Below are 21,801 nucleotides of genomic sequence, written 5' to 3'. Positions count from 1 at the left end.
GCCACGCTCCCACAGGGTTCTAGAGCGCACACAAAATTTGTGTCCATCACAAAACCTGTGGGAGCGTGGCTTGCCCGCGATGACGGACTGACAGGCGCCACCGGGCTAGAGGTCATGTGAGTTATCATGCCCCCCTCTTCCCGCCTCGACCTCAAACCATGACCTACAGCGTTTCCCCCATCGGCTTCGTACGCTCCTGCTTCAAGGAGAAGTTCGCCATTCCGCGCCAGCCGCAACTGGCCCCGGCCGCCCGTGGGGTACTGGAACTGGTGGCTCCGTTCGATCAAGGGGACGCAGTGCAGGGCCTGGAGCAGGTCAGCCACGTGTGGCTGCTGTTCCTGTTCCACCAGGCTCTGGAGGAAAAGCCTCGCCTGAAGGTCCGCCCCCCTCGCCTCGGCGGCAATAAATCCATGGGCGTGTTTGCCACCCGCGCCACCCACCGCCCCAATGGCATCGGGCAATCAGTGGTGAAACTGGACAGGGTCGAAGCCAACCGCCTGTGGATCTCGGGCATCGATTTGCTTGATGGCACGCCGATTCTCGATATCAAGCCCTACGTACCCTACGCCGACATCGTCGATACAGCCGCCAACAGCATCGCCAGCGCTGCGCCGCAGCTGATTCCCGTGCAGTGGACGGACACAGCGCTGCTGCAGGCTCACGAGCATGCCCGGCGCCTTGATGAGCCTTTGGTCGAGTTGATCGAGCAATGTCTGGCACAAGACCCACGCCCGGCCTATCAAACGCCGGCACCCGAGCGGGAATACGGCGCGCAGTTCTGGGATCTGGACGTGCGTTGGCATTACCCGACACCGGAGCTGATCCGCGTCCTGGAAGTCATTCCCGCAAAGGGCTGAACGCCGGAAACGAATAAGCCCGCATGACCTTCCCAAGTCATGCGGGCTTTTCAGATGCGCTGCAAATCTACTGTAGGAGCGAGCCTGCTCGCGAAAAACCTGAGGACGCCGCTGGGTATCAAGCTTCCCGCGTTATCGTTGACCTCCATCGCGAGCAGGCTCGCTCCTACAACGTGACCTGCGGTCACTTCTCTACGAACGCACGCTCGATCAGGTAGTCACCCGGCTCGCGCATCCGCGGCGAAACCTTCAGGCCGAAGCTGTTCAGCACTTCGCTGGTCTCGTCGAGCATGCTCGGGCTGCCGCACAGCATGGCGCGGTCGTCCTGCGGGTTGATCGGTGGCAGACCGATGTCGCTGAACAGCTTGCCGCTGCGCATCAGGTCGGTCAGGCGGCCTTCGTTCTCGAACGGCTCGCGGGTCACGGTCGGGTAGTAGATCAACTTGTCACGCAGCGCCTCGCCGAAGAATTCGTTCTGCGGCAAGTGCTCGGTGATGAACTCGCGGTAAGCGACTTCGTTGACGTAACGCACGCCGTGGCACAGGATCACTTTTTCGAAACGCTCGTAGGTTTCCGGGTCCTGGATGACGCTCATGAACGGTGCCAGACCGGTACCGGTGCTGAGCAGGTACAAATGTTTGCCAGGCTTCAAGTCATCCAGCACCAGCGTGCCGGTAGGCTTCTTGCTGATGATGATCTCGTCGCCTTCCTTCAGATGCTGCAACTGCGAAGTCAGCGGACCATCAGGCACCTTGATGCTGAAGAACTCGAGATGCTCTTCCCAGTTCGGGCTGGCAATCGAGTAAGCGCGCATAAGCGGGCGGCCGTTGGGCTGTTGCAGGCCGATCATCACGAACTGACCGTTCTCGAAGCGCAGGCCCGGATCACGGGTGCACTTGAAGCTGAACAGAGTGTCGTTCCAGTGGTGAACACTGAGGACACGCTCGTGGTTCATGTTGCTCATGTACGTGGGACTCCTGGAGATTGGTCTGCGCGTGTTCAGTGTGCTCTGCAAGAAAGCCAGCTCTGCGCAATTGCATCGCATTCTAAAGGCAGAGACAATATCTGTTAAATGGATTATTAAGATAAGGGTTATCGGTTATATCGATATGCGATTTACTCTCCGTCAACTTCAAGTATTCGTCGCCGTCGCCCAGCAGGAAAGCGTGTCCCGTGCTGCGGGCCTGCTCAACCTCTCGCAATCGGCGGCGAGCACCTCGATCACCGAACTGGAGCGCCAGTGCAGCTGCCAACTGTTCGACCGCGCCGGCAAACGGCTGAGCCTGAACGCCCTCGGCAAACAACTATTGCCGCAAGCTGTCGCCCTGCTGGACCAGGCCAAGGAAATCGAAGACCTGCTCAACGGCAAGTCCGGTTTCGGCTCGCTGGCCGTGGGCGCGACCCTGACCATCGGCAATTACCTGGCCACCCTGCTGATCGGCAGCTTCATGCAGCGCCATCCGGAAAGCCAGGTGAAGCTGCATGTGCAGAACACTGCCAACATTGTGCAGCAGGTGGCCCACTATGAAATTGACCTGGGTCTGATCGAAGGCGACTGCAGTCACCCGGACATCGAAGTGCAAAGCTGGGTCGAGGACGAACTGGTGGTGTTTTGCGCCCCTCAGCATCCGCTGGCCCAGCGCGGCACGGCCACCATGGACGAGTTGAGCCACGAAGCCTGGATCTTGCGCGAACAGGGTTCCGGCACACGGTTGACCTTCGATCAAGCCATGCGTCATCACCGTTCTTCCTTGAATATCCGCCTGGAGCTTGAGCACACCGAAGCGATCAAGCGCGCGGTGGAATCAGGTTTGGGGATTGGCTGCATTTCCCGGCTGGCTTTGCGTGACGCATTTCGCCGCGGCAGCCTGGTGCCTGTCGAAACGCCGGATCTGGATCTGGCGCGACAGTTTTATTTCATCTGGCATAAACAGAAATATCAGACCTCGGCGATGCGCGAATTCCTCGATCTATGCCGCGCCTTCACCGCCGGGGTTCAGCGCAGCGACGAGATCGTGCTACCGACGATCGCTTAGAGCAGGATGACCGCCCACACCAGGGCAATCATGCTCAATGCCACGAACTGGGCGGCACTGCCCATGTCCTTGGCATTCTTGGACAGCGGGTGCCGCTCAAGGGAAATGCGGTCGATGGCCGCTTCCACGGCCGAATTGAGCAACTCGACGATCAACGCCAACAGGCATACCGCGATCAACAACGCCTGTTCGACCCGGCTGACATTCAGGAAGAACGACAAGGGAATCAGGATGACGTTGAGCAATACCAGTTGCCGAAAGGCGGCTTCGCCGGTGAAGGCTGCGCGCAGGCCGTCCAGCGAATACCCGGAGGCATTGAGAATACGTTTCAGACCGGTCTGGCCTTTGAAAGGTGACATAGAGTAGGCAACTGACAAAAAAGGAAGTGGGAAAGCTAGTTCAACCAAAGTCAAAAAAGCGTGAAGTTGCCAGCCTTTAATGGCTGGAAGTTGACTCAAGTTGTTGCAAGAGCAGCGCAGCCTGGGTCCGGGTCCGCACATTCAGTTTACGGAAAATCGCGGTCACGTGCGCCTTGATAGTCGCCTCGGAAACACTCAACTCGTAGGCGATCTGCTTGTTCAGCAAGCCTTCGCAGACCATGGTCAGCACGCGGAATTGCTGCGGTGTCAGACTGGCAAGGCCTTCGCTGGCCGCCTTGGCCTCTGCCGAAACGCTGACCGCTTCGAACGCCTGCGGTGGCCAGAACACATCGCCATCGAGGACCGCACGCACGGCTTTCTGGATCACACTCAAGTCGCTGGATTTGGGAATGAAACCACTGGCGCCGAATTCACGGGACTTGACCATGATGGTCGGCTCTTCCTGGGCCGAGACCATGACCACCGGAATCTGCGGGTACTGACCGCGCAGCAGGACCAGCCCGGAAAAACCGTAGGCCCCCGGCATGTTCAGGTCCAGCAGTACCAGATCCCAGTCGGACTTTTCCGTCAGGCGGACTTCCAGTTCGGCAATGCTCGCCACCTCCACCAGACGGACATCCGGGCCAAGGCCCAGGGTCAACGCTTGATGCAAGGCACTACGAAACAGTGGGTGGTCATCGGCAATCAGGATTTCGTATGTGGCCATTTTTCAAATGATCCTGTTTTTTTTATGGGACGCCCGATGCATTCGGACCTCGCCAAAGCACCTCAAGGCACAGCCATGGAGCTGCACTGACCAGGCACATTCAACGCAAGAAACGCCATTACGAACGCTGGCCGCACCCTGATCGGCGCCAAGCATGCCCAGCGAAGCCGGGGTGGTCAAGCAGCATGCCCGGTACAGTTTATTGCAGTATGAGCGACAATCAGTCCACTCATGGAGTGACCGACTGGACATAGGGCATCAACTCGGCATGCGCCGGGGTCGAAACGTTCATGTCCAACTGATGTTTGGCGTCGAGGTAATGCTGGCTGAACACATCAAAGTAGGCATCCAGCGCCGAGGCTGCGTCGACATCGCCCGCAAGGTCGAGACACAGCGCCGCCACTTCCGCCGTGCACAGATGCTCGCTGCGGGTCGAGCGGCGCAACCGGTAGCGCGAGAGTTTTTCGGGCAGCAGGCTGAGGATCGGCAAACGATCGAAATAGGGACTCTTGCGAAAGATCTTCCGCGCTTCGGTCCAGGTCGCGTCCAACAGAATAAACAACGGACGCTTCGTGCCATCGACATCCACACTGTTTGTCACCCGCTCAGGCTCGACATACTCACCCGGAAACACCAGGTAGGGCTGCCATTGCGGGTCGGACAACAGCGCCAGCAACTTCGGATCGACCTCCGTACGGGACCAGATGAAGGCGTGGTTGTCAGGGACCACATCGGCGATCAGCCAACCGGTGTTGCTCGGCTTGAACACTTCCTTGTTGGTCATGATCAGGCACACGCCGGAGCGGGTCGCGACCTGCGGACGCCATGCGCACAAGCAGTGGCTCTCGATCACCCGGCAGTCACGGCAACGCGGCGCACGCCAGCCGCGGGCCTGAATCGGCTTGATGCCTTCCTCCTCACGCTGATCGCGCAAGCGGGCTACGGCATTCAAGGCAAAGCGCGCGGGGGTAGTGCTCATAGCGGGCAACGCCCACAGAGAAGAGAACTCGACACGAAAAACACTCGACAGGGCAAAAAGTGCCAGCAGTTTACCAGACCGCCCGGTGCAAGCCTGTACCGTCCAGCCCGCCTCCCCTATAATTCGCCGCCACTGAACGCACAGTCACGTGACGGGTCAAACCCCCATCACTGAACCAGGAGAGTTTCATGCTGCGCCTTATCGTTCCTACCGCGGCTATTTTGCTGGCGTCGTCCCTCAATGCCCAGGCTGCGTCCTTGAAAGACACGGAACTGAACAAAATGCTGCAAAACGTCGCCACCCAGAGCAGCGTCGGCACTCCTCGAGCGATCAACGAAGACATACTCGATCAAGGCTACACCGTTGAAGGCAAACAGCTGATCAACCACCTGAGCGTGCAGAGCAGCCACGCCGACAAGATGCGTGCAGACCCGAAGGCTGTGTACTTCCAGTTGGGCGCTTCTGTCTGCAGAAACGAAGGGTTTCGCAAGCTGATGGCCAAGGGCGCGATCATGCGTTACGACTTCACCGAGGTGAAGACCAACCGTCCGGTTGGTTCCGCAAGCTTCCAGGAATCGGATTGCCTGCAACCGGCCAAGAAGAAAAAGTAATCACCGGGAATTGGCGCGCCGCTGTTCATCTTCGGCGCGCAATTCTGCCAGCAGCGCCTGCAAGTAATGCGAACGGCGTTCGCCGCCACGCAAACGCCGGCAGCACTCCTCTTCGAGGCTCAAATGATTGGCCTCGGCTGATGACTTCAACAATCGATACAGTTGCGTATCGACCTCCAGAACGACTCTGGCCATGGCTTCCCGCCTCCCTGCACTTCACTCATGTTTGAGCGATTAAATCCTTGAACTGCATATACCGTGCGTCCTGCCGTTGACGCAAAGTTGTCGTGTGGCACCTGTAACTTAGTAAATCAGAGTGCGGCACACACGACGACTGTTCAGACGAGCGGTGAAACCACCTTGCAAATCATCAATAAGCGGTTGCCAGCAAAGACGTTGTGGCGCAATGATAAATCAGCGCAAATCGTTGTGAACGTCTAGATTTCAGGTGTCCACCTTCACTTTTTCAGGGCTGGAAAGGGGCTGGCCGTCGCTTGTCGTGTTATGCGATTGTTTCTTTCATCCAAGGGAAAAACAGAACCTGTTTGGATGATCCGATGCCTTTCGGGTCAAGTAGATCGCCCAGGCATGGGCTTGGGCAGACAGCGACACATGAAGTGTCGTGGCGCGACGTACGTTGTCGGGCTGAAGGTTCTGTGCAGAAGGAGAAGTTGAATGCCTTACCAACCGAATGACCTCCTGAGCCGTCATTTTGAAGAAAGCGGCCACGACCTCCTCAGCAAGGTCGAAGAACAACTCAAGCTGATTTCACCCAACAGCCCGAATATCCCGATCTACCGTGACATGATCCTGACCGTGCTGCGCATGGCCCAGGAAGACCACAACCGCTGGAACGCCAAAATCACCCTGCAAGCCCTGCGCGAACTGGAACAGGCCTTCCGCGTGCTCGAACAATTCAAGGGACGGCGCAAGGTCACGGTTTTCGGCTCGGCCCGTACCCCCATGGAACATCCCCTCTACAGGATGGCCCGGGAACTCGGCGCCGCTCTGGCGCGCTCGGACATGATGGTCATTACCGGCGCCGGTGGCGGCATCATGGCCGCCGCCCACGAGGGCGCCGGCCTGACACACAGCCTGGGGTTCAACATCACCCTGCCCTTCGAGCAGCATGCCAACCCCACTGTCGACGGCACGACCAACCTGCTGCCCTTCCATTTTTTCTTCACCCGCAAGCTGTTCTTCGTCAAGGAAGCCGATGCCCTGGTGCTGTGCCCGGGCGGTTTTGGCACATTGGATGAAGCCCTGGAAGTGCTGACGCTGATTCAGACCGGCAAGAGCCCATTGGTGCCCGTGGTGCTGCTCGACGCGCCGGGCGGTAAATTCTGGCAAGGCGCACTGGACTTCATTCACCAGCAACTGGAGGAAAACCACTACATCCTGCCCACTGACATGAAGCTGGTGAGACTGGTCTACAACATCGAAGAAGCGGTAGAGCACATCAACCAGTTCTACGGCAACTTCCACTCCAGTCGCTGGCTCAAGCATCAGTTCCTGATTCGCATGAATCACTCACTCAACGACCAGGCACTCGAATACATGCAGGAGGCTTTCGCCGACCTGTGCCTGAGTGATCATTTCCATCAGCACACTTACAGCGGTGAAGAACACGACGAAGCCGAATTCAGCCATCTGGCGCGACTGGTCTTCAACTTCAACGCCCGCAATCATGGCCGCCTGCGCGAACTTGTGGACTACATCAACCTGCCGGAAAACTGGGCACAATCAAAACCCCAGGCACAACAACGCACGCGGGAGTCGTCAAAGGTTACGTAAGGCATAAAAAAACGGCCCGCTATCGAAATAGCGGGCCGTTTCAGTTCAGTCGTCCATCCCTCGACCGCTGAACAGGCGGTTGATCATTTCCATGGAGTATCCCCGATACGCCAGGAACCTGCCTTGTTTGGCGCGCTCCCGAACATCTGCCGGCAATTGCCCGGAGAATTTACGTCGCCAGGTGTCGGCCAGTTGCTCCTGCCAGTCGATACCGCTCTCACGCAGGGCAAGTTCAATATCGGTGCGCTGCAGGCCGCGCTGGCTCAACTCTTCACGAATGCGTAAAGGGCCATAACCGGAACGGGCGCGGTAGGAAACAAAACTTTCGAGGTAACGGGTTTCAGACAACAACCCCTCTTCCGTCAACCGGTCGAGTGCTGTTTCGATCATTTCAGGGAGGGCGCCGCGCTGACGCAGTTTACGCGTCAGCTCGACTCGACCGTGCTCGCGTCGTGCGAGCAGGTCCATTGCGGTTCGCCGCACCGCGACGAGTGTATCGAGTACGGCGGTCATCGCTTCGATCAGATATCAGCGTCAACCAGGTCGTCTTCGGTCTCTTTGACCGCAGAAGCTTTGGCGTCTGCTACGGATGCCGGGGACAGGAGCTTGTCACGCAGTTGCTTCTCCAGCTTTGCCGCGACTTCCGGATTGTCCGCCAGGAACTTGGCCGAGTTGGCCTTGCCCTGACCGATCTTGGTGCCTTCATAGGCATACCAGGCGCCGGACTTCTCAACGAAACCGTGCAGAACACCCAAGTCGATCATCTCACCGTTGAGGTAGATGCCCTTGCCGTAAAGAATCTGGAACTCGGCCTGACGGAACGGCGAAGCCACCTTGTTCTTCACGACCTTGACGCGGGTTTCGCTACCAACGACTTCATCACCTTCCTTCACCGCGCCAGTACGACGGATGTCCAGACGAACCGATGCGTAGAACTTCAGAGCGTTACCACCGGTGGTGGTTTCCGGGCTACCGAACATCACGCCGATTTTCATGCGGATCTGGTTGATGAAGATCACCAGGCAGTTGGCGTTCTTGATGTTACCGGTGATTTTACGCAGCGCCTGGGACATCAGGCGGGCTTGCAGGCCCACGTGCATGTCACCCATTTCGCCTTCGATTTCAGCCTTTGGCACCAGGGCGGCCACGGAGTCGACGATGATCACGTCAACCGCGTTGGAACGCACCAGCATGTCGGTGATTTCCAGGGCCTGCTCGCCGGTGTCCGGCTGGGAAACCAGCAGGTCGTCAACGTTGACGCCCAGCTTGCCGGCGTACTCAGGGTCGAGGGCGTGTTCGGCGTCGACGAATGCGCAGGTCGCGCCGGCTTTTTGAGCCTGGGCGATCACGGACAAGGTCAGCGTGGTTTTACCGGAAGATTCAGGACCGTAGATTTCAACAATACGGCCTTTTGGCAGACCGCCGATGCCAAGAGCAATGTCCAGACCCAGAGAGCCAGTGGAAATGGCCGGGATCGCCTGACGGTCCTGATCGCCCATACGCATTACGGCACCCTTGCCGAATTGACGTTCGATCTGACCCAGGGCCGCAGCCAAGGCTTTCTTCTTGTTGTCGTCCATTAAAGTCCTCACGTAATCAATAAGGCCTGACGGCCAACACCTGTATAAGTAGCCAGTATTATTCCACAGCGATTCCGGATCGCCTACCCCTGATTTGAGATTTCTGCCGTGGCATAGCGCAGCAGCCCCTCTAGCGCGGCCTTCACCGTTTGTCGGCGCACCTCGTCGCGGTCACCGGCGAAGTGTTGCAACTCGCTGAACACTCGCTCGCCCACACCCCAGGCCAGCCAAACCGTCCCCACCGGCTTGCTCGGCGAACCACCGTCCGGCCCGGCTACGCCACTGACCGCCACGGAAAAATATGCGCGACTTTTCTCCTGCGCGCCCCTGGCCATCGCCTCGACCACCTCGCGACTGACCGCCCCCACCGTGGTGAACAACTCCACAGGAACATCCAGTTGCAGGTTCTTCTGCAGATTGGAGTAGGTGACATAACCGGCCTCGAACCACGCCGAGCTGCCGGGAATACGGGTGATCGCCTCGGCGATCCCGCCTCCGGTGCAGGACTCGGCCGTGGAAACGTGGGCATTGAGAACCTGCAATTGCCTGCCAAGGTCAGCGGCGAGTTGGGTGATTACTTTCACGGTCATCTCCTGATGGGCGGGATGGGTTAACCGTACACCAGCAGACCGCACTTGCAAGCGACTGGAGCGATCAAAATGTAAAGAACCAGAGGCTCTGGAAAAGGCCTGCCGAGGGTTCAATCTTCGACGTCGCCGGATGGAACTTGACTGACGCCCATGCGTTTGGCCGCCCAACGCTCATACAACCCCAAAACCACGTCAGTCCCGGCCATCGCCGCCAAACAACCGCCTGCACAAGCAGCCCAAATGGAAACATTGGCGGCGTGCAGCAACATGATGACCGAGGCGCCGCAGATCATGCTGGAACCAGACCGCAGGCTCAGGCGCCGGATAAGGGGCCAGCCACGAACGCCCTCTTTATCGGCACGCCACATTTCACCGGTAACGCCACCGAGTATTGGCAGGCTGATGACCAGCCAAAGAGGCATGTCCAGCAACGCATATTGCTCAGCGGTCATTTCATGCCTCCTTGAGTGAACGGTCATTCCGTGTTCTTGAACAGATAGGCAACAAGATTATGCACCAATGCATAATCAGTCAATGCGCAAACGCATAAAAGAAGACAATCCGATGCCTTCAGCAAACGAAAAAACCCGCTCGGGAAGCGGGTTATATCTGAACGCAGGAGGTGTTAGCGAGCGTACATGCCCCACCAGAAGACATGTCCGAGGATAACAATCGGCTCCTCCTGGATGTCCTGAAAGGTGTAATCCTCATCCGGGTGTTCATCACGATTGAAGCTGCGCAGGCGAATCCCGGTCGGCAGGCGATAAAGCTGCTTCACCCGAAGTTGGCCGTTGTGATTGATTGCATAAAGGTCGCCGTCAACGATATCGCCAATGCCGCACTTACCAGCATTGACCCCGACCGTCGCGCCATCGCGCAGTACAGGCAGCATGCTGTTGCCACGCACCGTCACGCATTTCGCCTGATCGAACTGCACACCATTGTGGCGCAGACTACGCTTTCCAAAGCGCAGGCTAGAGCGCTCGCTTTCCTCAATGACGAATCTTCCCGACCCTGCGGCCAACTCAACCTCACGAAGAAAAGGAACTGACACCTCATCGTCATCGACAGGGGTATCGTCGTCCCACAGGCTTATATCCTTGAGTTCCGAATGCACAGGAGCGCGCCCGGCATTGGTGGCGGGCGCGACGTCCGCGCGGCCACGCAACTGGTCGGTGCTCACGGAAAAATAGTCGGCAATTTTCGAAATATGCCGATCCGAAGGATCGACGATCCTCCCGCTGAGAATACGCGAGAGCGTGGATTGAGGCACGCCGGTACGACGGTGAAGCTCCGTGGGGGAGATCCCGTGCTGATCGAGCAATGCCCTTAAGACAGTAGATACGTTGCGTTTGTGCATAACGCGCATAGTGCTGGTTATTTCCGCAGAAGACAAATGCCCAATTGCATAATCGATGCATGACCTGTTTTTTGCATCGTAAAAGATGTCACCCGGCCGCGATGCCTGCGTCGGGTAGAGCGCCCATGGTAACCTTGCGCCCATCGCGGAAAAGCCTGGCCGTTGCCCCGCTTTTGCCCCACCTCTTTCAACGAGCTTCCTGACAATCCGATGAATAAAGCCGTCTCCGACCTGTCTTCCCACACCCCGATGATGCAGCAGTACTGGCGCCTGAAAAACCAGCACCCGGACCAGCTGATGTTCTACCGCATGGGCGACTTCTACGAGATCTTCTATGAAGACGCGAAGAAGGCCGCCAAGTTGCTGGACATCACCCTGACCGCCCGCGGGCAGTCGGCGGGGCAGGCGATTCCGATGTGCGGGATTCCTTACCATGCCGCCGAGGGTTACCTGGCAAAACTGGTGAAGCTTGGCGAGTCGGTGGTGATCTGCGAGCAGGTCGGTGACCCCGCCACCAGCAAAGGGCCCGTGGAGCGGCAGGTGGTGCGCATCATCACGCCGGGGACGGTGAGTGACGAGGCGCTGCTGGATGAGCGTCGAGACAACCTGATCGCTGCCGTTCTGGGTGACGAGCGCCTGTTCGGTCTGGCGGTGCTGGACATCACCAGTGGCAACTTCAGCGTGCTGGAAATCAAGGGGTGGGAAAACCTGCTGGCGGAGCTGGAGCGGGTCAACCCGGTGGAATTGCTGATCCCGGATGACTGGCCCAAGGATTTGCCGGCGGAAAAACGCCGCGGTGTGCGTCGCCGTGCGCCGTGGGATTTTGAGCGTGATTCGGCGCTAAAAAGCCTGTGCCAGCAATTCTCGACCCAGGATCTCAAGGGCTTTGGCTGCGAAAACCTGACCCTGGCCATCGGCGCCGCCGGTTGCCTGCTGGCCTACGCCAAGGAAACCCAGCGCACCGCCCTGCCCCATTTGCGCAGCCTGCGTCATGAGCGCCTCGACGACACCGTGGTGCTCGATGGCGCCAGCCGTCGCAACCTGGAGCTCGACACCAACCTGGCCGGGGGCCGCGACAACACCCTGCAATCGGTGGTGGACCGTTGCCAGACCGCCATGGGCAGCCGCCTGCTGACCCGCTGGCTGAATCGCCCGTTACGCGATTTGACGGTGCTGTTGGCGCGCCAGACCTCGATCACCTGCCTGCTCGACGGCTACCGCTTCGAAAGACTGCAACCGCAGCTCAAGGAAATCGGCGACATCGAGCGGATTCTTGCGCGGATCGGCCTGCGCAACGCCCGCCCGCGCGACCTCGCCCGCTTGCGTGACGCCCTCGGCGCACTGCCCGAACTGCAAGTGGCGATGACTGAGCTCGAAGCCCCGCACCTCCAGCAACTCGCCAGCATTACCAGTACCTACCCGGAACTGGCAGCACTGCTGGAGAAGGCCATCATCGACAACCCGCCGGCGGTCATTCGTGACGGTGGCGTACTGAAAACCGGCTACGACAGCGAACTCGACGAACTGCAATCGCTCAGCGAAAACGCCGGGCAATTCCTGATCGACCTCGAGGCACGGGAAAAGGCCCGCACCGGCCTGTCGCACCTGAAGGTCGGCTACAACCGCATTCACGGTTACTTCATCGAGCTGCCAAGCAAGCAGGCGGAGTCGGCACCGGCCGACTATATTCGCCGCCAGACACTCAAAGGCGCCGAGCGTTTCATTACGCCGGAACTCAAGGCGTTCGAAGACAAGGCATTGTCAGCCAAGAGCCGCGCCCTGGCCCGCGAGAAGATGCTGTACGAAGCGCTGCTCGAAGACCTGATCGCCCAGTTGCCACCCTTGCAGGACACCGCCGGCGCCCTGGCCGAACTGGACGTCTTGAGCAACCTGGCCGAGCGTGCACTGAACCTCGACCTGAACTGCCCGCGCTTCGTCAGCGAACCGTGCATGCGCATCAGCCAGGGCCGCCATCCGGTGGTCGAGCAGGTGCTGACCACGCCGTTCGTGGCCAACGACCTGAGCCTGGACGACAACACGCGCATGCTGGTGATCACCGGCCCGAACATGGGCGGTAAATCCACCTACATGCGTCAGACCGCCCTGATTGTGCTGCTGGCGCATATCGGCAGCTTCGTGCCGGCGGCCAGTTGCGAATTATCGCTCGTCGACCGCATCTTCACCCGGATCGGTTCCAGCGATGACCTGGCCGGCGGGCGCTCGACCTTCATGGTGGAAATGAGCGAAACCGCGAACATTCTGCACAACGCCACCGAGCGCAGCCTGGTGTTGATGGACGAAGTCGGGCGCGGCACCAGTACCTTCGATGGCCTGTCCCTGGCATGGGCAGCGGCCGAACGCCTGGCGCATCTGCGTGCCTACACGCTGTTCGCCACCCACTACTTCGAACTGACCGTCCTGCCGGAAGCCCAGCCGCTGGTGGCCAACGTGCACCTCAATGCCACCGAGCACAATGAACGCATCGTGTTCCTGCACCACGTGCTGCCCGGCCCGGCCAGCCAGAGTTACGGCCTGGCGGTCGCGCAGCTGGCGGGCGTACCGAGTGAGGTGATCACCCGTGCCCGCGAGCATTTGAGCCGCCTGGAAGACACCGCACTGCCCCATGAGTCGCCAGCACCTGCCAAAGGCAAACCGGCGGTTCCACAGCAAAGCGACCTGTTTGCCAGCCTGCCACACCCGGTGCTGGAGGAACTGGCCAAGCTCGATCTGGACGACATGACACCACGTCGTGCTCTCGAAATGCTCTATACACTGAAGACACGGATCTAACGCAGCGGCTTGCAAGCTGTTAGAATCTCGCGCGGTTTGGGATGCTGCTGGCTAATAGCCTGGCCAGCAGACTATCGCTCCCAAACCTGGCGACCCCTACGAGAAGGGGCGCAGCAAGCCGCGCCTGAGGAGAAAATTAGAAATGACCTTCGTCGTCACCGACAACTGCATCAAGTGCAAGTACACCGACTGCGTAGAAGTCTGTCCGGTGGACTGCTTTTACGAAGGCCCGAATTTCCTGGTGATTCACCCGGATGAGTGCATCGATTGCGCGCTGTGCGAACCTGAATGCCCTGCCGTGGCTATCTTCTCCGAAGATGAGGTTCCGGCCGGCATGGAGAACTTCATCGAGCTGAACGCTGAGTTGGCCGATATCTGGCCAAACATCACCGAACGCAAGGATCCAATGCCCGATTCCGCAGAATGGGATGGCAAGCCAGGCAAGATCGCAGACCTCGAACGCTGATTACCCCCGCGTTCGCGAAAAAGGCCCCACAAGGGCCTTTTTGCTTTTCTGCAGGCAAAAAAAGGGGCGGTTTGACCCGCCCACATTTTTTCCCTATTCCCTGTGTTCCTTTTCATCATCCTGATGAATCGCGTCCTGCGATATCCCTATCCCTCATCCTTGAAGGACGTGTCTGTCCGTCGACACAACCTCAATACTAGAGTGTTCCCCTGCGGGATCAATCGCCCCTTGGCGCGAAACCCAGCTGTCACACGTAATTAATAATAAAAAATAGTTATATAAATCAAAAAGATAAAAACGAAAGGCGTTCATCATGGACGATTGCCAGGGTGTAAAAATAACGAACACTTACGCAAGTGTAAGCCTGGGCTTACAGCACGAAACCGAAATCCAGAGGGGATTCGGTCTCTTGGTCTGGCAATAAAAAACCCCGAGCCAGTCGGGGTTTTTCATGCCATCGCATTGAGTGCCTTATTGGAACAGCGACTCACTCGACAGACCATTTTTTTCCAGGATCTCGCGCAGCCGCTTCAAGCCTTCCACCTGAATCTGCCGGACCCGCTCACGGGTCAGGCCGATTTCCAGACCGACGTCTTCAAGGGTGCTGCTTTCATGACCGCGCAAGCCGAAGCGGCGTACAACCACTTCGCGTTGCTTGTCGGTCAGCTCCGAGAGCCATTGATCGATGCTCTGGGACAGGTCGTCGTCCTGCAACAGTTCGCATGGATCGGTCGGGCGGTCGTCAGTCAGGGTGTCGAGCAGGGTTTTATCCGAATCCGGACCCAGCGAGACGTCGACCGAAGAAACCCGTTCGTTAAGGCCGAGCATACGCTTGACCTCTCCCACCGGTTTTTCCAGCAGGTTGGCGATTTCTTCGGGTGAGGGTTCATGGTCGAGTTTTTGCGTCAGTTCCCGCGCAGCCCGCAGGTACACATTCAGCTCTTTGACCACATGGATCGGCAGACGGATGGTCCGGGTCTGATTCATGATTGCACGTTCGATGGTCTGGCGAATCCACCAGGTCGCGTAGGTCGAGAAACGGAAACCGCGTTCCGGATCGAACTTCTCCACCGCCCGGATCAAACCGAGGTTGCCCTCTTCGATCAGATCCAGTAGTGACAGCCCACGATTGACATAGCGTCGGGCGATTTTCACCACCAGTCGCAGGTTGCTTTCGATCATGCGCTTGCGCCCGGCCGGATCGCCACTTTGCGACAGGCGCGCAAAATGAACTTCTTCTTCGGGTGACAGGAGGGGAGAAAAACCAATTTCATTGAGATACAACTGCGTGGCATCGAGTGCCCGCGTGTAGTCAATGTACTTGTGTTGTTTCAACGATGCGGAGTGTTTGGATTTGGCACGAACGGAAGGTGGAGCCGCCCCTTCATCATTCGACATCGAATCCGTATCGATGCCGCTCTCCATCAGGAGAACCTCATCGTCGATGTCAAACTCCGGCACTTCTTTACTGAGAGCCATTGTTATAGTCCTTTGGTGAGTTCGACCTCAAGCTCAAGCGGCGCCTTTCTCCCTGGCAACGCTGGAGCCTGTCCCCTCTACGCGACGGAACAGGCTGGTAAGCGATCAACGACGTGGCAGGAATTGCAGCGGATCTACAGGTTTACCCTGACGGCGAATCTCAAAATGCAGTTTCACCCGGTCTGTACCCGTTGACCCCATTTCGGCAATTGTCTGTCCGACCTTGACCTGCTGCCCCTCCCGAACCAACAGCCTGCGGTTATGTCCGTAGGCACTGACGTAGGTTTCACTGTGCTTGATGATCACTAATTCGCCGTAGCCCCTTAAGCCACTCCCGGCGTATACCACCGTCCCATCAGACGCAGCTAAAACAGGCTGTCCCAAATCTCCGGCGATATCAATTCCTTTATTCAAACTACCGTTTGAAGAGAATTTTCCAATCAGAATGCCATTAGATGGCCATCCCCAGCCTGTCGGGGCTGGCCCCGGAGGAGGTAACGGAGCGGGGGCAGGTTTGTTCGCGACGGACGGTACAACTGTCGTTGTGCTGGTAGTCGTACCGTTTGCCGAACGACGGATGACCGTGGTTTTACTCGACGACGAAGGCGTTGAACTGGACGAACTGACCACCGCCGTCGACGTTGAACCGGTACGACCATCAAAGCGAATCGTCTGACCCGGATGGATGGTGTAGGGCGCGGGAATATTGTTTCGGGCCGCAAGGGCCTTGTAGTCCCAGCCGTAACGGAAAGCAATGGAAAACAGGGTGTCCTTTGGACGCACCACGTATTGCCCGGTGGTCACGGCTGGACGCTGAGCCGCCGCATTGTTGCGGTCCACGACACGAACATCACTGGATTTGTTGCTGGAACAACCGACCAGCAATGTACTCAATACAAGGCCAGTCACCAGGCGCTGAAAGCTCGTTTTACTCATACGCTGCGCAATGACTGTGAGACTCACCCGCCGCTCCCTCTGTGGTGGCTGAAAATGTTAAATACCGGAGTCCGGCATGAACTGTCGCAAGTATAACGGGCCGTGCACGCTTTACCTTTAATGTGGCGAATCGCTGTCGCGCACACGTTTGCTGCCTGAAGATGAATCCCGTTGAAACAATCGATGCCGCTGTAAGACAAAGGCAATCGAAGAGAATTCAGCGCGCCGAAACAAATGCTCAGGCCAATGGCCCATTGAGCAATGGCACGAAGCGCACAGCCCCCAGAACATGCCTGGAAAAACCTTGTTCCTCGCGGATGATCAGCATCAATTGCTGGACTTCGCCGGCCCCGACCGGGATCACCATTCGGCCTCCCGGAGCCAACTGGTCAAGCAATGCCTGGGGCACGTCAGTCGCCACGGCGGTGACGATAATCCCGTTATACGGCGCCAGTGCCGGCCAACCTTCCCAACCATCGCCCCAGCGAAACACCACGTTGCGCAGGTTCAGTTCGACCAGGCGTTCCTTTGCCCGATCCTGCAGAACCTTGATGCGCTCGACCGAGAACACACGCTCGACCAGTTGCGACAGCACTGCCGTCTGGTAACCCGACCCGGTGCCGATTTCCAGCACCTTGTCGAGGGGACCGGCCTCCAGCAGCAGCTCGCTCATGCGCGCCACCATATAAGGCTGGGAGATGGTCTGGTTATTACCTATCGGTAGCGCGGTGTCTTCATAGGCACGGTGCGCCAGCGCTTCATCGACGAACAGGTGACGCGGGGTCCGGCGAATGACCTCCAGCACCCTGGCGTTGGAGATGCCTTCTTCATACAGGCGCTGGATGAGCCGCTCCCGGGTTCGCTGGGAGGTCATGCCGATGCCGCGACGCAGCATATCGTCTTGTTCGCGGCCCATCAGCGCAACCCCTCCAGCCAGCCGTCCAGACTTCTGAAGGCATCATTGAAGGTGCGATCCAGTTGCAGCGGCGTGATCGACACGTAACCCTGCATCACTGCATGGAAATCGGTACCCGGTCCACCGTCCTCGGCATCCCCGGCCGCGGCGATCCAGTAACCGGACTTGCCTCGCGGATCTACCACTTTAATCGGTGCCGCGGCACGGGCGCGATGGCCCAGGCGGGTCAACTGGATACCGCGGATGCGATCGAGCGGCAAATTCGGAATGTTCACGTTCAGTACCGTACGCGGTGGCAGATCCAGGTCAGCATGGGCTTCAACCAGTTTGCGCGCGAAATGGGCAGCTGTGGGAAGGTTCTCTACCTGGCGTGAGACCAGCGAAAAGGCAAACGAAGGGTGTTTCAGGAAACGCCCCTCAAGGGCCGCCGCCACCGTGCCGGAATACAGGACATCGTCCCCCAGGTTCGCGCCCAGGTTGATACCGGAAACCACCATGTCCGCTTCGCGCTCCAGCAGGCCGTTGAGGCCCAGGTGCACACAATCGGTTGGCGTGCCGTTGAGGCTGATAAAGCCGTTGGCCAGGGTTTGCGGGTGCAACGGACGGTCGAGCGTCAGCGAACTGCTGGCGCCGCTCTTGTCCTGGTCCGGGGCGATAACCACGCACTCGGTGTAATCCGCCAGCGCAGCATAAAGCGCGGCGAGACCGGGTGCTGTTACCCCATCGTCGTTAGAAATCAGAATACGCATGGGCTGTCCGTCTGCCCCACCGGCACCAGATCAACAAGCTCGCGCACCAATACGGTGGCGAAGCATCCGGCCGGCAGGACGAATTCCAGTTGCAGAATGTCCAGCGAGGGATAATGCCACGTCAAACCGCCAATGGGCAGCCGCAGGATGCGACGTTCGTGGCTCATACCGGCGTTGATCAGCCAATCACGCAAATCCGCTTCGCGTTCGGCGATGGCCTGCTCCAGTTCATGGACAACCCCCAGGGCCGGCGAGTCACCTTCGCCCCACTGCGGACCGGTCGGGTGCAGATCGAGAATTGCCAGGCGCGGGTCGCTGCACTCGGCTTCACCTGCCGGGAAAAAGCTGCGGCTGTCGGTAAATGCCAGCAGATCGCCCACCTGGGCACGCTGCCAGGTGCCGTCGGCGACACGTGCAGCCAATACCTGGTTGAACAGAAAACTGCGCGCCGTGGAGAGCAGCCGCGAGCGTACGTTACGTTGCTCCGGCAGGGCCTTGCGCGCGGCCCAGGCGCGAGCATCGACGACGTTACCGCCGTCATGGCCGAAACGCTGGGCGCCGAAATAATTGGGGATGCCTTGTTTGGCGATCAGTTGCAGACGCTCTTCAAGCGCAGCCTTGTCACCGGCGAACTGCGTCAGGCGCAAGGTAAAGCCGTTGGCCGAGTGCGCGCCACGTTGCAGCTTGCGCTTGTGGCGGGCGGTCTTGAGGATCTTCAGCGTATCGTTTTCCGCGGCTGTCAAATCAGGGTCGGCCTTGCCCGGCAGCTGCACGCTGAACCACTGGCGAGTCAACGCCTGACGGTCCTTGAGCCCGGCATAACTGACGGTACGCAACGGCACACCCGCAGCCTTGGCAATCCGTCGCGCCGCTTCTTCAGTATTCAGGCCGCGCTTTTCCACCCAGATCCACAGGTGTTCACCTTCGCCACTGAGGGGAATGTCGAGGACTTCGTCGACCTGGAAGTCTTCCGCGATCGCCTTGAGGACCGCCGTGCCGAGGGCCTCACCGTAAGCCCGAGGGCCGAGCAATTGCAGTTCGTTCATGCGCGCAGCAACAAGGCAACGGAGTGCACGGCAATGCCTTCTTCGCGACCGACAAAGCCGAGCTTTTCGGTGGTGGTAGCTTTCACGTTCACTTGATCCAACTCTACTTGAAGATCCGCGGCAATCAGCGCGCGCATCGATTCGATATGCGGGGCCATTTTCGGCGCCTGGGCGACGATGGTGTTGTCGACATTGCCGACTTTCCAGCCCTTGGCATGGACCAGTGCGACGACGTGACGCAACAGCGCACGGCTGTCGGCGCCCTTGAATTGCGGGTCGGTATCCGGGAAATGCTTGCCGATGTCGCCCAGCGCCGCGGCGCCAAGCAAGGCATCGCTCAAGGCGTGCAGGAGGACGTCACCGTCTGAGTGGGCGAGCAGCCCGAAGCTGTGTGCAATGCGCACACCGCCCAGAGTGATGAAATCGCCTTCAGCGAAACGGTGCACATCATAGCCGTGGCCAATACGCATAAAAAAAACGCCCCGATTTTTGTCAGGGCGTGATTCTACCTGCATTAGCCAACCAGAGCATGCGCGTGATGCCGCAAGTGCTCATCGATGAAACTGGCGATGAAGAAATAGCTGTGGTCATAGCCCGGTTGCAGGCGCAACGTCAGCGGATGACCGGCCAGTTTGGTCGCCTGTTGCAAGGCTTCAGGCTTGAGTTGAGTGGCAAGGAAATCGTCGCGATCACCCTGGTCGACCAGCAGCGGCAGCTTTTCATCGGCCTCGGCGATCAACGCGCAGGCATCCCATTCCCGCCATTTCGAACGATCCTCTCCCAGGTAGCGGGAGAAGGCTTTGTGCCCCCACGGGCAATCCATCGGATTGTTGATGGGCGAGAACGCCGATACCGAACGATAACGTCCCGGGTTGCGCAAAGCACAGACCAGCGCGCCGTGGCCGCCCATGGAATGTCCACTGATGCCGCGCTTGTCCGACGCCGGGAAATGGGCTTCAACCAATGTCGGCAATTCCTGCACAACGTAGTCATGCATCCGATAGTGTCGCGACCAGGGTTCCTGGGTGGCATTCAGATAAAATCCGGCGCCGAGGCCGAAGTCCCAGGCGCCATCCGGATCGCCCGGCACATCAGGACCGCGAGGGCTGGTGTCCGGTGCGACGATGATCAGCCCCAACTCGGCGGCCATGCGCATGGCGCCGGCCTTCTGCATGAAGTTCTCGTCGGTGCAGGTCAGGCCGGACAACCAGTACAACACCGGCAGCTTGCCGCCCTGCTCCGCCTGCGGCGGCAGATAGACGGCGAACACCATGTCGCAGCCGAGCACGTCAGAGCGATGGCGATAGCGCTTGTGCCAGCCACCGAAGCTTTTCTGGCAGGAGATGTTTTCCAGGCTCATGACAGACCTCAGAAATGAATGACGGAGCGGATGCTTTCTCCTTCATGCATCAGGTCAAACGCCTTGTTGATATCTTCCAGGCCCATGGTGTGGGTGATGAAGGTATCCAGCGGGATCTCACCGGTCTCGGCCATTTCCACATAGCTTGGCAACTCGGTACGGCCACGCACACCGCCGAACGCCGAACCGCGCCAGACGCGGCCGGTGACCAACTGGAACGGACGGGTGGAGATTTCCTGACCAGCAGCGGCAACACCAATGATGACCGACTCGCCCCAACCCTTGTGGCAGCACTCCAGTGCCGCGCGCATCAGTTGCACATTGCCGATGCACTCGAAGGAAAAGTCGACACCACCGTCGGTCATGTCGACGATGACTTCCTGGATCGGACGATCGAAGTCTTTAGGGTTCACGCAATCGGTTGCACCCAGCTGTTTGGCGATCTCGAACTTCGCCGGGTTGATGTCGATGGCGATGATGCGGGCAGCCTTGGCTTTGACCGCGCCAATCACAGCCGACAGACCGATGCCGCCGAGGCCGAAAATGGCCACGGTATCACCCGGTTTTACCTTGGCGGTGTTGAGCACGGCGCCGATACCGGTAGTGACGCCGCAGCCCAGCAGGCAGACTTTTTCCAGTGGCGCTTCCTTGGCGATTTTCGCAACGGAAATCTCCGGAAGCACGGTGTACTCGGAGAAGGTCGAAGTACCCATGTAGTGGAAAATCGTTTCGCCCTTGTAGGAAAAACGCGAAGTGCCGTCCGGCATCAAACCTTTGCCCTGGGTCGCGCGAATCGCCTGGCAGAGGTTGGTCTTGCCCGACAGGCAGAATTTGCACTGGCGGCATTCCGGGGTGTACAGCGGGATCACATGGTCGCCTACCGCCACGGAGGTCACACCCTCGCCGACGGCTTCAACGATCGCCCCGCCTTCGTGACCGAGGATCGACGGGAAGATGCCTTCCGGATCAGCGCCGGACAAGGTGTAGGCATCGGTATGGCAGACACCGGAGGCCACCACGCGCAGCAAGACTTCGCCGGCCTTGGGCATGGCGACATCGACTTCTACGATTTCGAGGGGCTTCTTGGCCTCGAAGGCAACGGCGGCGCGCGACTTGATCATGATGACTCTCCAGTGAATAAAAACGAGACAAGGAGTGTAATACAT

Annotated in this window: 24 protein-coding genes; 6 read left to right on the top strand and 18 right to left on the bottom strand. The window is 58.8% G+C overall.

The genetic code is table 11. From position 1 onward, the window contains the following. Positions 1-158: 158 nt before the first annotated feature. Complete coding sequence (gene tsaA, locus KSS91_RS06540; RefSeq protein ID WP_217837384.1) at positions 159-857, top strand: tRNA (N6-threonylcarbamoyladenosine(37)-N6)-methyltransferase TrmO; 699 nt, start codon at positions 159-161, stop codon at positions 855-857. Positions 858-1,041: 184 nt separating this feature from the next. Here the strand turns inward: tsaA and fpr are convergent, their stop codons facing one another. After that, on the bottom strand, positions 1,042-1,821 hold the full coding sequence (gene fpr, locus KSS91_RS06535; RefSeq protein WP_003443014.1) for a ferredoxin-NADP reductase: 780 nt from the start codon (positions 1,819-1,821) through the stop codon (positions 1,042-1,044). Between the two features lie 145 nt (positions 1,822-1,966). On the opposite strand from fpr, the gene KSS91_RS06530 reads away from it, so the two are divergent. Continuing rightward, entirely contained in the window at positions 1,967-2,893 is a 927-nt protein-coding gene (locus KSS91_RS06530; RefSeq protein ID WP_015093792.1) for a LysR family transcriptional regulator, read from the top strand. On the opposite strand, the gene KSS91_RS06525 is transcribed toward KSS91_RS06530, so the two are convergent. The 3 genes from KSS91_RS06525 to KSS91_RS06515 form a co-directional block, all read right to left on the bottom strand. Beyond that, the gene (locus KSS91_RS06525) at positions 2,890-3,252 is read right to left on the bottom strand and encodes a diacylglycerol kinase (RefSeq protein WP_015093791.1); all 363 of its coding nucleotides are present in this window, start codon (positions 3,250-3,252) and stop codon (positions 2,890-2,892) included. The two genes, KSS91_RS06530 and KSS91_RS06525, sit on opposite strands and share 4 nt — an antisense overlap. A gap of 76 nt (positions 3,253-3,328) precedes the next feature. Continuing rightward, entirely contained in the window at positions 3,329-3,979 is a 651-nt protein-coding gene (gene erdR, locus KSS91_RS06520; protein WP_007971156.1) for a response regulator transcription factor ErdR, read from the bottom strand. Positions 3,980-4,208: 229 nt separating this feature from the next. Beyond that, the gene (locus KSS91_RS06515) at positions 4,209-4,958 is read right to left on the bottom strand and encodes a tRNA-uridine aminocarboxypropyltransferase (RefSeq protein WP_217837383.1); all 750 of its coding nucleotides are present in this window, start codon (positions 4,956-4,958) and stop codon (positions 4,209-4,211) included. A gap of 188 nt (positions 4,959-5,146) precedes the next feature. Here KSS91_RS06515 and KSS91_RS06510 point away from each other — a divergent pair, with 188 nt between their 5' ends. Beyond that, the gene (locus KSS91_RS06510) at positions 5,147-5,569 is read left to right on the top strand and encodes a quorum-sensing-regulated virulence factor family protein (RefSeq protein WP_007971154.1); all 423 of its coding nucleotides are present in this window, start codon (positions 5,147-5,149) and stop codon (positions 5,567-5,569) included. Here the strand turns inward: KSS91_RS06510 and KSS91_RS06505 are convergent, their stop codons facing one another. Beyond that, positions 5,570-5,764: a hypothetical protein gene (locus KSS91_RS06505; RefSeq protein ID WP_007971153.1), complete on the bottom strand. Its 195-nt coding sequence runs from the start codon at positions 5,762-5,764 to the stop codon at positions 5,570-5,572. It abuts the gene before it with no gap. A gap of 480 nt (positions 5,765-6,244) precedes the next feature. Here KSS91_RS06505 and KSS91_RS06500 point away from each other — a divergent pair, with 480 nt between their 5' ends. After that, positions 6,245-7,363: an LOG family protein gene (locus tag KSS91_RS06500; RefSeq protein WP_217837382.1), complete on the top strand. Its 1,119-nt coding sequence runs from the start codon at positions 6,245-6,247 to the stop codon at positions 7,361-7,363. A gap of 45 nt (positions 7,364-7,408) precedes the next feature. Here the strand turns inward: KSS91_RS06500 and recX are convergent, their stop codons facing one another. The 5 genes from recX to KSS91_RS06475 form a co-directional block, all read right to left on the bottom strand. Next, on the bottom strand, positions 7,409-7,876 hold the full coding sequence (gene recX / locus KSS91_RS06495) for a recombination regulator RecX (RefSeq protein ID WP_095965054.1): 468 nt from the start codon (positions 7,874-7,876) through the stop codon (positions 7,409-7,411). 8 nt (positions 7,877-7,884) lie between these two features. After that, complete coding sequence (recA, locus tag KSS91_RS06490) at positions 7,885-8,943, bottom strand: recombinase RecA (protein WP_007971148.1); 1,059 nt, start codon at positions 8,941-8,943, stop codon at positions 7,885-7,887. An 83-nt stretch (positions 8,944-9,026) separates the two neighbouring features. Then, complete coding sequence (locus KSS91_RS06485; RefSeq protein WP_126049686.1) at positions 9,027-9,527, bottom strand: CinA family protein; 501 nt, start codon at positions 9,525-9,527, stop codon at positions 9,027-9,029. A 116-nt stretch (positions 9,528-9,643) separates the two neighbouring features. After that, entirely contained in the window at positions 9,644-9,985 is a 342-nt protein-coding gene (locus KSS91_RS06480; protein WP_095965053.1) for a phage holin family protein, read from the bottom strand. A 173-nt stretch (positions 9,986-10,158) separates the two neighbouring features. Beyond that, on the bottom strand, positions 10,159-10,893 hold the full coding sequence (locus tag KSS91_RS06475) for a LexA family transcriptional regulator (protein WP_217837381.1): 735 nt from the start codon (positions 10,891-10,893) through the stop codon (positions 10,159-10,161). Positions 10,894-11,103: 210 nt separating this feature from the next. Here KSS91_RS06475 and mutS point away from each other — a divergent pair, with 210 nt between their 5' ends. Then, entirely contained in the window at positions 11,104-13,683 is a 2,580-nt protein-coding gene (mutS, locus tag KSS91_RS06470) for a DNA mismatch repair protein MutS (protein ID WP_095965052.1), read from the top strand. A 142-nt stretch (positions 13,684-13,825) separates the two neighbouring features. Next, complete coding sequence (fdxA, locus tag KSS91_RS06465) at positions 13,826-14,149, top strand: ferredoxin FdxA (RefSeq protein ID WP_007970729.1); 324 nt, start codon at positions 13,826-13,828, stop codon at positions 14,147-14,149. 471 nt (positions 14,150-14,620) lie between these two features. Here the strand turns inward: fdxA and rpoS are convergent, their stop codons facing one another. From rpoS to KSS91_RS06425, 8 genes are all read right to left on the bottom strand, one after another. Beyond that, complete coding sequence (gene rpoS / locus KSS91_RS06460; protein ID WP_007970728.1) at positions 14,621-15,628, bottom strand: RNA polymerase sigma factor RpoS; 1,008 nt, start codon at positions 15,626-15,628, stop codon at positions 14,621-14,623. A 105-nt stretch (positions 15,629-15,733) separates the two neighbouring features. Beyond that, positions 15,734-16,591: a peptidoglycan DD-metalloendopeptidase family protein gene (locus KSS91_RS06455; protein ID WP_217837380.1), complete on the bottom strand. Its 858-nt coding sequence runs from the start codon at positions 16,589-16,591 to the stop codon at positions 15,734-15,736. Between the two features lie 211 nt (positions 16,592-16,802). Continuing rightward, on the bottom strand, positions 16,803-17,438 hold the full coding sequence (locus tag KSS91_RS06450; protein WP_172435346.1) for a protein-L-isoaspartate(D-aspartate) O-methyltransferase: 636 nt from the start codon (positions 17,436-17,438) through the stop codon (positions 16,803-16,805). 41 nt (positions 17,439-17,479) lie between these two features. Further along, positions 17,480-18,229 (bottom strand): 5'/3'-nucleotidase SurE, encoded by a 750-nt coding sequence (gene surE / locus KSS91_RS06445; RefSeq protein WP_015093781.1) that lies wholly within the window; start codon positions 18,227-18,229, stop codon positions 17,480-17,482. Continuing rightward, the gene (truD, locus tag KSS91_RS06440) at positions 18,217-19,275 is read right to left on the bottom strand and encodes a tRNA pseudouridine(13) synthase TruD (protein ID WP_217837379.1); all 1,059 of its coding nucleotides are present in this window, start codon (positions 19,273-19,275) and stop codon (positions 18,217-18,219) included. The genes surE and truD overlap by 13 nt, the downstream gene beginning before the upstream one ends. Next, the gene (gene ispF / locus KSS91_RS06435; RefSeq protein ID WP_007970721.1) at positions 19,272-19,745 is read right to left on the bottom strand and encodes a 2-C-methyl-D-erythritol 2,4-cyclodiphosphate synthase; all 474 of its coding nucleotides are present in this window, start codon (positions 19,743-19,745) and stop codon (positions 19,272-19,274) included. The genes truD and ispF overlap by 4 nt, the downstream gene beginning before the upstream one ends. 44 nt (positions 19,746-19,789) lie before the next feature. Further along, a complete protein-coding gene (gene fghA, locus KSS91_RS06430) occupies positions 19,790-20,635 on the bottom strand; it encodes an S-formylglutathione hydrolase (protein ID WP_095965047.1) in 846 nt (281 codons plus the stop codon). A gap of 8 nt (positions 20,636-20,643) precedes the next feature. Further along, positions 20,644-21,756 (bottom strand): S-(hydroxymethyl)glutathione dehydrogenase/class III alcohol dehydrogenase, encoded by a 1,113-nt coding sequence (locus KSS91_RS06425; protein ID WP_217837378.1) that lies wholly within the window; start codon positions 21,754-21,756, stop codon positions 20,644-20,646. Positions 21,757-21,801: the final 45 nt, after the last annotated feature.

It is taken from the genome of Pseudomonas azerbaijanorientalis (assembly GCF_019139795.1).
Lineage (GTDB): Bacteria > Pseudomonadota > Gammaproteobacteria > Pseudomonadales > Pseudomonadaceae > Aquipseudomonas > Aquipseudomonas laurylsulfatiphila.
Note: the sequence above shows the minus strand (reverse complement) of the source record. Positions and strands in the feature narration are given on the sequence as shown.

Excerpts from the sequence above, each read along its gene's own strand:
- tsaA (WP_217837384.1), top strand. The coding sequence starts at position 159 with ATGACCTACAGCGTTTCCCCCATCGGCTTCGTACGCTCCTGCTTCAAG.
- fpr (WP_003443014.1), bottom strand. The coding sequence starts at position 1,821 with ATGAGCAACATGAACCACGAGCGTGTCCTCAGTGTTCACCACTGGAAC.
- KSS91_RS06530 (WP_015093792.1), top strand. The coding sequence starts at position 1,967 with ATGCGATTTACTCTCCGTCAACTTCAAGTATTCGTCGCCGTCGCCCAG.
- KSS91_RS06525 (WP_015093791.1), bottom strand. The coding sequence starts at position 3,252 with ATGTCACCTTTCAAAGGCCAGACCGGTCTGAAACGTATTCTCAATGCC.
- erdR (WP_007971156.1), bottom strand. The coding sequence starts at position 3,979 with ATGGCCACATACGAAATCCTGATTGCCGATGACCACCCACTGTTTCGT.
- KSS91_RS06515 (WP_217837383.1), bottom strand. The coding sequence starts at position 4,958 with ATGAGCACTACCCCCGCGCGCTTTGCCTTGAATGCCGTAGCCCGCTTG.
- KSS91_RS06510 (WP_007971154.1), top strand. The coding sequence starts at position 5,147 with ATGCTGCGCCTTATCGTTCCTACCGCGGCTATTTTGCTGGCGTCGTCC.
- KSS91_RS06505 (WP_007971153.1), bottom strand. The coding sequence starts at position 5,764 with ATGGCCAGAGTCGTTCTGGAGGTCGATACGCAACTGTATCGATTGTTG.
- KSS91_RS06500 (WP_217837382.1), top strand. The coding sequence starts at position 6,245 with ATGCCTTACCAACCGAATGACCTCCTGAGCCGTCATTTTGAAGAAAGC.
- recX (WP_095965054.1), bottom strand. The coding sequence starts at position 7,876 with ATGACCGCCGTACTCGATACACTCGTCGCGGTGCGGCGAACCGCAATG.
- recA (WP_007971148.1), bottom strand. The coding sequence starts at position 8,943 with ATGGACGACAACAAGAAGAAAGCCTTGGCTGCGGCCCTGGGTCAGATC.
- KSS91_RS06480 (WP_095965053.1), bottom strand. The coding sequence starts at position 9,985 with ATGACCGCTGAGCAATATGCGTTGCTGGACATGCCTCTTTGGCTGGTC.
- KSS91_RS06475 (WP_217837381.1), bottom strand. The coding sequence starts at position 10,893 with ATGCACAAACGCAACGTATCTACTGTCTTAAGGGCATTGCTCGATCAG.
- mutS (WP_095965052.1), top strand. The coding sequence starts at position 11,104 with ATGAATAAAGCCGTCTCCGACCTGTCTTCCCACACCCCGATGATGCAG.
- fdxA (WP_007970729.1), top strand. The coding sequence starts at position 13,826 with ATGACCTTCGTCGTCACCGACAACTGCATCAAGTGCAAGTACACCGAC.
- rpoS (WP_007970728.1), bottom strand. The coding sequence starts at position 15,628 with ATGGCTCTCAGTAAAGAAGTGCCGGAGTTTGACATCGACGATGAGGTT.
- KSS91_RS06450 (WP_172435346.1), bottom strand. The coding sequence starts at position 17,438 with ATGACCTCCCAGCGAACCCGGGAGCGGCTCATCCAGCGCCTGTATGAA.
- surE (WP_015093781.1), bottom strand. The coding sequence starts at position 18,229 with ATGCGTATTCTGATTTCTAACGACGATGGGGTAACAGCACCCGGTCTC.
- truD (WP_217837379.1), bottom strand. The coding sequence starts at position 19,275 with ATGAACGAACTGCAATTGCTCGGCCCTCGGGCTTACGGTGAGGCCCTC.
- ispF (WP_007970721.1), bottom strand. The coding sequence starts at position 19,745 with ATGCGTATTGGCCACGGCTATGATGTGCACCGTTTCGCTGAAGGCGAT.
- fghA (WP_095965047.1), bottom strand. The coding sequence starts at position 20,635 with ATGAGCCTGGAAAACATCTCCTGCCAGAAAAGCTTCGGTGGCTGGCAC.
- KSS91_RS06425 (WP_217837378.1), bottom strand. The coding sequence starts at position 21,756 with ATGATCAAGTCGCGCGCCGCCGTTGCCTTCGAGGCCAAGAAGCCCCTC.